Source organism: Streptomyces sp. W16 (genome assembly GCF_033194735.1).
Lineage (GTDB): Bacteria > Actinomycetota > Actinomycetes > Streptomycetales > Streptomycetaceae > Streptomyces.
The window spans coordinates 1-9,304 of the sequence record NZ_JAWOAI010000399.1; the positions used below are offsets into that span (position 1 = coordinate 1).

Annotated in this window: 11 protein-coding genes; 7 read left to right on the forward strand and 4 right to left on the reverse strand. The window is 71.5% G+C overall.

What is annotated here, in order from left to right; genetic code table 11:
* Positions 1 to 39: 39 nt before the first annotated feature.
* On the reverse strand, positions 40 to 843 hold the full coding sequence (locus R6V09_RS37540; protein WP_317885950.1) for an SDR family oxidoreductase: 804 nt from the start codon (positions 841 to 843) through the stop codon (positions 40 to 42).
* An 85-nt stretch (positions 844 to 928) separates the two neighbouring features.
* Here R6V09_RS37540 and R6V09_RS37545 point away from each other — a divergent pair, with 85 nt between their 5' ends.
* Genes R6V09_RS37545 through R6V09_RS37565 form a run of 5 tightly spaced genes read left to right on the forward strand, consistent with a single transcriptional unit; the run spans position 929 to position 5,000 of the window.
* A complete protein-coding gene (locus tag R6V09_RS37545; protein WP_317885951.1) occupies positions 929 to 1,705 on the forward strand; it encodes an enoyl-CoA hydratase family protein in 777 nt (258 codons plus the stop codon).
* Positions 1,698 to 2,555, forward strand: a complete 858-nt coding sequence (locus tag R6V09_RS37550; RefSeq protein WP_317885952.1) for a CoA transferase subunit A — start codon at positions 1,698 to 1,700, stop codon at positions 2,553 to 2,555. The genes R6V09_RS37545 and R6V09_RS37550 overlap by 8 nt, the downstream gene beginning before the upstream one ends.
* Complete coding sequence (locus R6V09_RS37555; protein ID WP_317885953.1) at positions 2,552 to 3,298, forward strand: CoA-transferase subunit beta; 747 nt, start codon at positions 2,552 to 2,554, stop codon at positions 3,296 to 3,298. Before R6V09_RS37550 ends, R6V09_RS37555 begins: the two co-directional genes overlap by 4 nt.
* Entirely contained in the window at positions 3,298 to 4,362 is a 1,065-nt protein-coding gene (locus R6V09_RS37560; RefSeq protein ID WP_317885954.1) for an NAD(P)H-dependent flavin oxidoreductase, read from the forward strand. Before R6V09_RS37555 ends, R6V09_RS37560 begins: the two co-directional genes overlap by 1 nt.
* Positions 4,359 to 5,000 carry an SIMPL domain-containing protein gene (locus R6V09_RS37565; RefSeq protein ID WP_317885955.1) on the forward strand — a complete coding sequence of 214 codons (642 nt, stop codon included), beginning with the start codon at positions 4,359 to 4,361 and terminating at the stop codon, positions 4,998 to 5,000. Before R6V09_RS37560 ends, R6V09_RS37565 begins: the two co-directional genes overlap by 4 nt.
* A 27-nt stretch (positions 5,001 to 5,027) precedes the next feature.
* Here the strand turns inward: R6V09_RS37565 and R6V09_RS37570 are convergent, their stop codons facing one another.
* From R6V09_RS37570 to R6V09_RS37580, 3 genes are read right to left on the reverse strand one after another with little or no spacing between them, the layout of a single operon-like run.
* The gene (locus tag R6V09_RS37570) at positions 5,028 to 6,188 is read right to left on the reverse strand and encodes an acetyl-CoA C-acetyltransferase (RefSeq protein WP_317885956.1); all 1,161 of its coding nucleotides are present in this window, start codon (positions 6,186 to 6,188) and stop codon (positions 5,028 to 5,030) included.
* A 26-nt stretch (positions 6,189 to 6,214) separates the two neighbouring features.
* Complete coding sequence (locus tag R6V09_RS37575; RefSeq protein ID WP_317885957.1) at positions 6,215 to 6,826, reverse strand: TetR/AcrR family transcriptional regulator; 612 nt, start codon at positions 6,824 to 6,826, stop codon at positions 6,215 to 6,217.
* Between the two features lie 39 nt (positions 6,827 to 6,865).
* Entirely contained in the window at positions 6,866 to 7,654 is a 789-nt protein-coding gene (locus R6V09_RS37580) for an SDR family oxidoreductase (RefSeq protein ID WP_317885958.1), read from the reverse strand.
* A gap of 64 nt (positions 7,655 to 7,718) precedes the next feature.
* Between R6V09_RS37580 and R6V09_RS37585 the strand changes: the two genes are divergently transcribed.
* Together R6V09_RS37585 and R6V09_RS37590 are read left to right on the forward strand one after the other, a co-directional pair.
* Positions 7,719 to 8,858 (forward strand): acyl-CoA dehydrogenase family protein, encoded by a 1,140-nt coding sequence (locus R6V09_RS37585; RefSeq protein ID WP_317885959.1) that lies wholly within the window; start codon positions 7,719 to 7,721, stop codon positions 8,856 to 8,858.
* On the forward strand, positions 8,858 to 9,304 hold a 447-nt coding region (locus R6V09_RS37590; protein ID WP_317885960.1), incomplete at its 3' end, for an acyl-CoA dehydrogenase family protein. The genes R6V09_RS37585 and R6V09_RS37590, both read left to right, overlap by 1 nt.

The following is a 9,304-nucleotide window of genomic DNA, read 5'->3' on the forward strand; positions in this document are numbered from 1 at the left end:
GTGACCACGACGACCCGGCCGTCGCAGAGTGCACTCATCTCACGTCTCCTTGTTGGCGGTTGCGGCGTCCAGGAAGGCGGGCCGCTCCCCGCCCCCGTGGACGAGGAGGCTCGCGCCGCTGATGTACGCGGCGGCCGGGGAAGCGAGGAAGACCGCCGCCGCGCCCACGTCGGAGGGGTCGGCGAGGCGGCCGAGCGGGACGGTGCGGGAGACGGCCGCGATGGCGTCCTCGCCGCCGTAGTGCAGGTGGGACGACTCCGTGCGGACCATGCCGACGACGAGGGTGTTGACGCGGATGTCCGGTGCCCACTCCACCGCCATCGAGCGGGCCAGGTTCTCCAGTCCGGCCTTGGCCGCCCCGTACGCCGCCGAGCCGGGCGAGGGGCGGCTGCCGCTGACGCTGCCGATCATCACGATCGAGCCCCTGGCCCGCCTGAGGTGTTCGTACGCGGCGAGGGAGGCGGTGAGCGGGGCGAGGAGGTTCAACTCGATGATCCGCGCATGGCGTTCGGCCTCGGCGTCGACCAGCGGGCGGTACGGGGCGCCGCCCGCGTTGTTGACGAGGACGTCGAGGCGGGGCAGCGCGGCGAAGAACTCCCGTACGGCGTCCGGGTCGCGCAGGTCGAGGGGGCTGAACTCGGTTCCCAGGACCGGGTCTTCGGGCGGTTTGCGCGCGCAGGTCAGCACGTCGGCACCGGCCTCGACGAAGGCGCGCGCGATACCGGCGCCGACGCCTCGGGTACCGCCTGTGACGAGGACGGTTCTCCCGCGGAGCGACCCGACGTGCGACCCGACGTGCGACCTGACGTGCGACCCGACGTGCGAGCTGTCCGAGTTATCCACAAGGCCTCCCGCTCGGATTCTCCGGCTGCTAGCTTCGAAGCCTCACACCTAACAAATGTTTGGTGGAAAGGTAGCTGATGCGTCCATGGGTGTCTCCACCTCGTTCCCGGAAACCCCGGAAAACCCGTCCCCCGACAAGGGAATCGCCGTCGTCACGGTCGACTTCCCGCCGGTGAACGCGCTGCCGGTGGACGGCTGGTTCGCGCTGGCCGACGCGGTGCGCGCGGCCGGCCGCGACCCCGGCGTGCGCTGTGTGGTGCTGGCGGCCGAGGGGCGGGGCTTCAACGCGGGCGTGGACATCAAGGAGATACAGGCGCGCGGTCAGTCGGCCCTGGTCGGGGTGAACCGGGGCTGTTTCGAGGCGTTCGCCGCGGTGTACGAGTGCGAGGTGCCCGTGGTGGCGGCCGTGCAGGGCTTCTGTCTGGGCGGGGGCATCGGGTTGGTGGGGAACGCGGACGTGATCGTGGCGAGCGAGGACGCCACCTTCGGGCTGCCCGAGCTGGACCGGGGCGCGCTGGGTGCCGCCACGCATCTGGCCCGGCTGGTCCCCCAGCACCTGATGCGCGCCCTGTACTACACCTCGCGCACGGCGACGGCGGCCGAGCTGCACGCGCACGGCTCGGTGTGGCGGGTCGTACCGCGCGCCGAACTGACGGCAGCCGCGCTGGAGTTGGCGGCCGAGATAGCCGCCAAGGACGGCGAGCTGATCCGGCTCGCCAAGTCCGCGATCAACGGCATCGACCCCGTCGACGTCCGCCGCAGCTACCGCTTCGAGCAGGGCTTCACCTTCGAGGCGAGCGTCAGCGGGGTGGCCGACCGGGTCCGCGACACCTTCGGGAAGGAGGGTGCTGGAAGTGGCTGACAAGACGATGACCGCCGACGAGGTCGTCTCCCGACTGGCGAGCGGCATGACCCTGGGCATCGGCGGCTGGGGTTCCCGGCGCAAGCCGCTGTCGCTGGTCAGAGCGCTGCTGCGGAGCGACATCGGCGATCTCACCCTGATCTCGTACGGCGGCCCGGACGTCGGGATGCTGGTGGCGGCCGGCCGGGTCCGCAGACTGGTGGCGCCCTTCGTCACCCTCGATTCCGTCCCGCTCGAACCGCACTACCGGGCGGCGCGCGAGCGCGGGGAGTTCGAGCTGACCGAGGTCGACGAGGGCATGTTCATGTGGGGTCTGCGCGCCGCGGCACAACGGTTGCCGTTCCTGCCGGTGCGCGCGGGAATCGGCTCGGACGTCATGCGGGTCAACCCCGGCCTGCGGACGGTCACTTCGCCCTACGAGGACGGGGAGACGTTCGTGGCGATGCCCGCGCTGCGCCTGGACGCGGCCCTGGTGCACGTCAACCGGGCCGACCGGCTGGGCAACGGGCAGTATCTGGGCCCGGACCCGTACTTCGACGACCTGTTCTGCGAGGCGGCGGACGCGGCCTATGTCTCCTGCGAACGGATCGTGGACACGGCCGAGTTGACGAAGGAGGCGCCACCGCAGTCCCTGCTCCTCAAGCGGCTGCACGTGACCGGGGTCGTCGAGGCGCCCGGCGGCGCCCACTTCACCTCGTGCGCCCCCGACCACGGCAGGGACGAGAACTTCCAGCGGCTGTACGCGACGACACCCTGGGCGGAGTTCTCCGAACGCTTCCTCTCCGGGGACGAGGCGGACTACCGGTCGGCCGTGCGCAACTGGCAGGAGCAGGAAGGGGAGCAGGGATGACGGACGTACGGCGCACAGAGGTGTCGCGCTCCGAGTACTGCGTGATCGCCTGTGCCGAGGCGTGGCGCGACGCCGGGGAGATCCTGGCCAGTCCGATGGGGCTGATCCCCTCCGTCGGGGCCCGGCTCGCCCGGCTCACCTTCGCCCCGGACCTGCTGCTCACCGACGGCGAGGCCCTGCTGGTGCGTCCGGACGGCACCCCGGAGGGCTGGCTGCCCTACCGGCAGCATCTGGCCCTGGTGTCCGGCGGACGCCGGCACGTGATGATGGGCGCGAGCCAGATCGACCGGTACGGCAACCAGAACATCTCGTGCATCGGTGACTGGGCGCGCCCGAAGCGGCAGTTGCTCGGGGTGCGCGGGGCGCCGATCAACACGCTGAACAATCCGACGAGTTACTGGATACCGCGGCACTCCCGGCGGGTGTTCGTGGAGAAGGTCGACATGGTGTGCGGGGTGGGGTACGACCGGGTCGCCGAGCACCCGGGGACGGCCCGCTTCCACCGCGTCCCCCGGGTCGTCTCCGACCTCGGCGTGTTCGACTTCGCGACCCCCGACCGCTCGATGCGGCTGGCCTCGCTGCATCCGGGTGTCACGGTGGAGCAGGTCAGGGAGGCGACCGGCTTCGAGCTGACAGTCCCGGACGAGGTGGAGCCCACCCGCGAACCCACCCCGGAGGAGCTGCGGTTGATCCGTGAGGTCATCGACCCCGCGGACACCCGCCGCAGGGAGGTGGCTGTCTGATGGAGACCGCGCTGACCAGGCTGGTCGGGGTGCGGCATCCGATCGTGCAGACGGGGATGGGCTGGGTGGCGGGCCCGCGTCTGGTGTCGGCCACGGCGAACGCGGGCGCGCTCGGCATCCTGGCCTCCGCGACCATGGACACCGACCGGCTCCGGGAGGCGATCCGTGAGGTCAAGTCCCGTACGCGGGCGCCGTTCGGGGTGAATCTGCGGGCGGACGCGGCGGACGCGGGCGACCGGGTGCGGATCATGATCGAGGAGGGTGTACGGGTCGCGTCCTTCGCGCTCGCTCCGTCCGCCGAGCTGATCGCCGGGCTGAAGGAGGCGGGTGTGGTCGTGATCCCGTCGATCGGGGCTCGGCGGCACGCGGAGAAGGTCGCGGCGTGGGGCGCGGACGCGGTGATCGTGCAGGGCGGGGAGGGCGGCGGCCACACCGGGGAGGTGGCGACGACGGTGCTGCTGCCGCAGGTCGTGGACGCGGTGGACATACCGGTGGTGGCGGCGGGCGGCTTCTTCGACGGGCGGGGGCTGGTCGCGGCGCTGGCGTACGGGGCGGCGGGGGTCGCGATGGGCACGCGTTTCCTGCTCACCTCGGACTCGACGGTCCCGGACGCGGTGAAGGCGGCCTATCTGGCGGCGACGGTCAAGGACGTCACGGTCACGAGAGCGGTGGACGGCCTGCCGCACCGCATGCTCCGCACGGAACTGGTCGACACCCTGGAGCGCTCCGGCCGGGCGAGGGCTCTGGCGCACGCGGTCCGCCGGGCGGCCGGGTTCCGGAAGCTGTCCGGGCTCACCTGGCCGCAGCTGGTGCGCGACGGCCTCGCCATGAAACACGGAAAGGAGCTGACCTGGAGTCAGGTGCTGCTCGCCGCGAACACCCCGATGCTGCTGAGGTCGGCGATGGTGGACGGTCGTACGGATCTCGGGGTGATGGCGTCCGGGCAGGTCGCCGGGGTGATCGACGATCTGCCGTCGTGTGCGGAGCTGGTGGCCGGGGTGATGGATCAAGCGGCTTCAATTGTGGGCGAGTTGGCGTCGGGCGGTGCTTCAATGCGCGCATGACTCAATTGATCTCGGAGCCCTGGGGGCTCAGTGTTTTCGGTGCGGGCAGTGTGCGGGTGGAGCCGCAGCTGGTCCGGGTGAAGCTGACGGTCAATGTGCTGGAGCTCTCGGCGGACCGGGCGTTCCAGGAGGCGGACGCGGCGGTGGTCCGGCTGCGCGAGGTGCTGCGCGGGCACGGAATACCGGACGCGTCGGTGTCGGGTTCCCGCCTGGGGCTCAGCTCGTCCTACTCCGGGTACGGGGAGGAACGGAAGTTCCTCGGGTACCGCTGCCAGGCCTCCTACGTCATCGAGACCGAGTCGCTCGACGACCTGCGGCAGTTGCTCGTGGACGCGGTCGACGCCGGGGCGCATCAGATCGACAGTGTCGACTTCGACGTACGGAACAAGCCGGAGTTGCGGGACGAGGCGCGCCGCAAGGCGGTGGCCGCCGCCCGCCGCAAGGCCGAGGTGTACACGGATGCGGCGGGCGTGCCGCTGGGGTCGGTGGTACACATCCAGGACGTGGACGCGGAGTCGTACCAGTTCCAGCAGTCCCGCGGTCACGGCTCCGCGAGCGGCAGTTCGCAGGGGGATCTCGCGCCGGGTCTGGTGGAGGTGTCCGCCGGAGTGCTGCTGGGCTTCTCGCTCGGTGACTGACGGCTCCTGAGTCGCGCCGGCCGCCGGTCAGAGCCGTTCGATGATCGTCACGTTGGCCTGGCCGCCGCCCTCGCACATGGTCTGGAGGCCGAACCGGCCGCCGGTGCGCTCCAGTTCGTGCAGGAGGGTGGTCATGAGCTTGACGCCGGTCGCGCCGAGCGGGTGGCCGAGGGCTATCGCGCCGCCGTTGACGTTGACCTTCTCCGGGTCGGCGCCCGTCTCCTTCAGCCAGGCGAGGACGACGGGCGCGAAGGCCTCGTTGATCTCGACGAGGTCGATGGCGTCGATGGTCAGGCCGGTCTTCTTCAGGGCGTGGGCGGTGGCCGGGATGGGCGCCGAGAGCATACGGATCGGGTCCTCGCCCCGGACGGAGAGATGGTGGACGCGGGCCCGTGGCGTCAACCCGTGTTCCCGCACCGCCCGTTCGGAAGCGAGCAGCATGGCCGCCGCGCCGTCGGAGACCTGGGAGGAGCAGGCGGCGGTGATGGTGCCGCCCTCGACGACCGGCTTCAGGCCGGCCATCTTCTCCAGCGAGGTGTCCCGCCGCGGACCCTCGTCGACGCCGACGGCGCCGTACGCGACGGTCTCCCTTTCAAAGCGGCGCTCGTCGATGGCGCGCAGGGCCCGCCGGTGCGAGCGGAGTGCGAACTCCTCCTGGTCCTGCCTGCTGATCCCCCACTTGGCGGCGATCATCTCGGCCCCGGCGAACTGGTTCACCGGCTGCGTCCCGTACCGGGCACGCCAGCCCTCGCTGCCCGCGAAGGGACCATCCGTGAGGCCCAGCGGTTCGGCGGCCTGGCGGGAGGCGAAGGCGATGGGGATCAGCGACATGTTCTGGACGCCGCCGGCGACGACCAGGTCCTGGGTGCCGGACAGCACGCCCTGCGCCGCGAAGTGCACGGCCTGCTGCGAGGACCCGCACTGCCGGTCCACCGTCACGCCCGGCACCTCCTCGGGCAGCCCGGCCGCCAGCCAGGCGGTCCGCGCGATGTCCCCGGCCTGCGGCCCCACCGCGTCCAGACACCCGAAGACGACGTCCTCGACGGCGGCGGGATCGATCCCCGAGCGCGCGACCAGCTCCTTCAGCACATGCGCCCCGAGGTCGGCCGGATGCACCCCGCTCAGCCCTCCCCCGCGCCGCCCGACGGGCGTACGGACCGCTTCGACGACGTAGGCCTCGGCTGCCATGCCAACTCCTCATCCAGACACGTGAGTCACGTGCGTACGGCGATCCCGTCCAGCACCATCGACAGGTACTGCCGGGCGATTTCCTCGGCGCTGTGCTGTCCGCCCGGCCGGTACCAGGAGGCGGCGACCCACACCGTGTCGCGGACGAACCGGTAGGTGAGCCGGACGTCGAGGTCGGCCCGGAAGACCTTGGCGGCGACCCCGCGCTCCAACGTGGACAGCCACGCCTTCTCGAACTTGCGCTGCGACTCGGCGAGGAACGCGAACCGCTCCTGCGCGACCAGTTGCTTGCTCTCCTTCTGGTAGATCGCGACGGCGGCGCGGTGCCGGTCGATCTCCCGGAACGACTCGGTGACCAGGGCCCGCAACGTCTCGCGCGGATCCAACTCGGCGTCCAGGACGGTGTCGTAGCCGCCCCAGAGCTCGTCGAGGAAGGTCCGCAGGATCTCCTCCAGCATCGATTCCTTGGAGTCGAAGTGGTAGTAGAGGCTGCCCGCGAGCATGCCCGCGTGGTCCGCGATCTTCCGTACGGTGGTGGCGTTGTACCCCTGCTCGGCGAAGACCTCGGCCGCCGTGTCGAGGAGTTCACGACGGCGGGCCGGAGCGGCGGTCACCGGGGGTTTCTTCTTGGTCGGCACGGGACCATTGTCCTGCCACAGCCCTGCCCCCCGGTCCCGCTACGCATGCTGGCTGCTCACGGAGACGACCTCGCCCGTCATGTACGAGGAGTAGTCCGAGGCCAGGAACACGATCACGTTGGCCACCTCCCAGGGCTCGGCGTACCGCCCGAAGGCCTCGCGCGCGGTGAGTTCCGCCAGCAGTTCGGGGGTCGTCACCTTCACCAGGTGCGGGTGCATGGCGAGGCTCGGCGAGACCGCGTTGACCCGCACGCCGTATGCGGCGGCCTCGATCGCCGCGCACCGGGTCAGCGCCATCACGCCCGCCTTGGCCGCCGCGTAGTGCGCCTGTCCGGCCTGGGCGCGCCAGCCGACGACGGAGGCGTTGTTGACGATCACCCCGCCGCCGGTCCCGCGCAGCGCGCGCAGGGCGGCCCTGGTGCAGCGGAAGGTGCCGTTCAACGTCACGTCCAGCACCTTCGACCACTGCTCGTCGGTCATGTCGACGAGGTCCGAAGTGCCGCCCAGGCCCGCGTTGTTGACGACGATGTCGAGGCGTCCGTGCGCGGCGACGGCCGCGTCGAACAGGGCCTGCACCTGCGTCTCGTCGGTGACGTCGCACGGCAGCGCGGCCACCGCATCGGCGCCGAACTCCCCGGCCAGCTCGGCCTCGTACTCCTTCAGCCGCCGCGTGTGCGCGTCGCTGATCAGCACGCGGGCGCCCTCCTGGAGGAAGCGGCGCGCGGTGGCCCCGCCGATCCCCGCGCCGGCGGCGGCGGTGACGACGGCGGTGCGCCCCTTCAGCAGCCCGTGCCCGGGGACGTATGCCGGACTCTCGACGCCTGTCATACGGCCACGCTAACCTACCAAACACTTGTTAGGGAAGGATTCTCTCAGGGAGGAACCGCCGTCGATGGACCTCGACTTCACGCCCGGCCAGGAGGCGTTCCGCGCCGAGGCCCGTGCCTGGCTGCGCGCGCATGTGCCGGCCGTCCCGCTCCCCTCCCTCGAAACCAAGGAGGGCTTCGCCGCGCACCGCGGGTGGGAGGCCCAACTGGCCGCGGACCGTTGGTCGGTGGTGTCCTGGCCCGAGGAGTACGGCGGCCGGGGCGCGGACATCGTGCGGTGGCTGCTGTTCGAGGAGGAGTACTACGCGGCGGGCGGGCCGGGCCGGGTCGGCCAGAACGGCATCAGCCTGCTCGCCCCGACCCTCTTCGACCACGGCACGCGGGAGCAACGCGCGCGTGTGCTGCCCTCGATGGCGACCGGTGAGGTGGTGTGGGCGCAGGCCTGGTCGGAGCCGGAGGCGGGTTCGGATCTGGCGTCGCTCACCTCGCGGGCGGTGCGCACGGGCGGGGGCTGGCTGGTGAGCGGCCAGAAGACGTGGTCGTCGCGGGCGGCCTTCGCGGACCGCGCGTTCGGCCTGTTCCGCAGCGAGCCGAACACCCCGAAGCCCCAACAAGGCCTCACCTACCTGATGTTCGACCTGCGCGCGCCCGGCGTCACGGTCCGCCCGATCGGCCGCCTGGACGGCAAGCCGGCCTTCGCGGAGCTGTTCCTGGACGAGGTGTTCGTGCCCGACGAGGACGTGATCGGCGAGCCGGGTCAGGGCTGGCGGGTCGCCATGTCGACCGCGGGCAACGAACGCGGGCTCACCCTCCGCTCCCCCGGCCGCTTCCTCGCCGCCGCCGACCGCCTGCTCAACCTCTGGCGGACGCAGGGCAGTTCACCCACCACGAGGGACCGGGTGGCGGACGCGGTGATCGGTGCCCGCGCCTACCAGCTCTTCACCTACGCCAACGCCTCCCGTTTCCTGGACGGCGAGTCCATCGGCCCGGAGTCCAGCCCGAACAAGGTCTTCTGGTCCGAGTACGACATCGCCCTGCACGAGACGGCCCTCGAACTGCTGGGTGAGGAGGGCGAGTTGGCGGACACCGACTGGTCCGAGGGCTATGTCTTCGCCCTCGCGGGGCCCATCTACGCCGGTACGAACGAGATCCAGCGCGACATCATCGCCGAGCGTCTGCTCGGCCTGCCGAAGGGCCGCCGCTGATGCGCTTCCTCCTCGACCCCGAACAGCGGGCGTTCGCCGACTCGTTGAACGCGATGCTGACGGCCGCGGACACTCCGTCGGTCGTACGGGCGTGGAGCCGCGGCGAGCATACGAGCGGGCGCGCGTTGTGGCGCCGTGTCGCGGGGGCGGGGGTGTTCGCGCTGGCAGTACCGGAGGCGTACGAGGGGCTGGGCACCCACCCGGTCGAACTCGCGGTGGCGTTCGTCGAGTTGGGACGGCACGCGGTACCGGGGCCGCTGGTGGAGACGGTCGCGGCGGCGGCGCTGCTGGCCGCACTGGACGACTCGGCCCCGGCCAAGAGGCTGTTGCCCGCGCTGGCCTCCGGCGAGTCGACGGCCACACTCGCGACGGGACGGTACGCGCTGGACGCGGACGCGGCGGACGTACGGCTGACGGTGTCCACACCGCGCACCCCTGCGGGACCG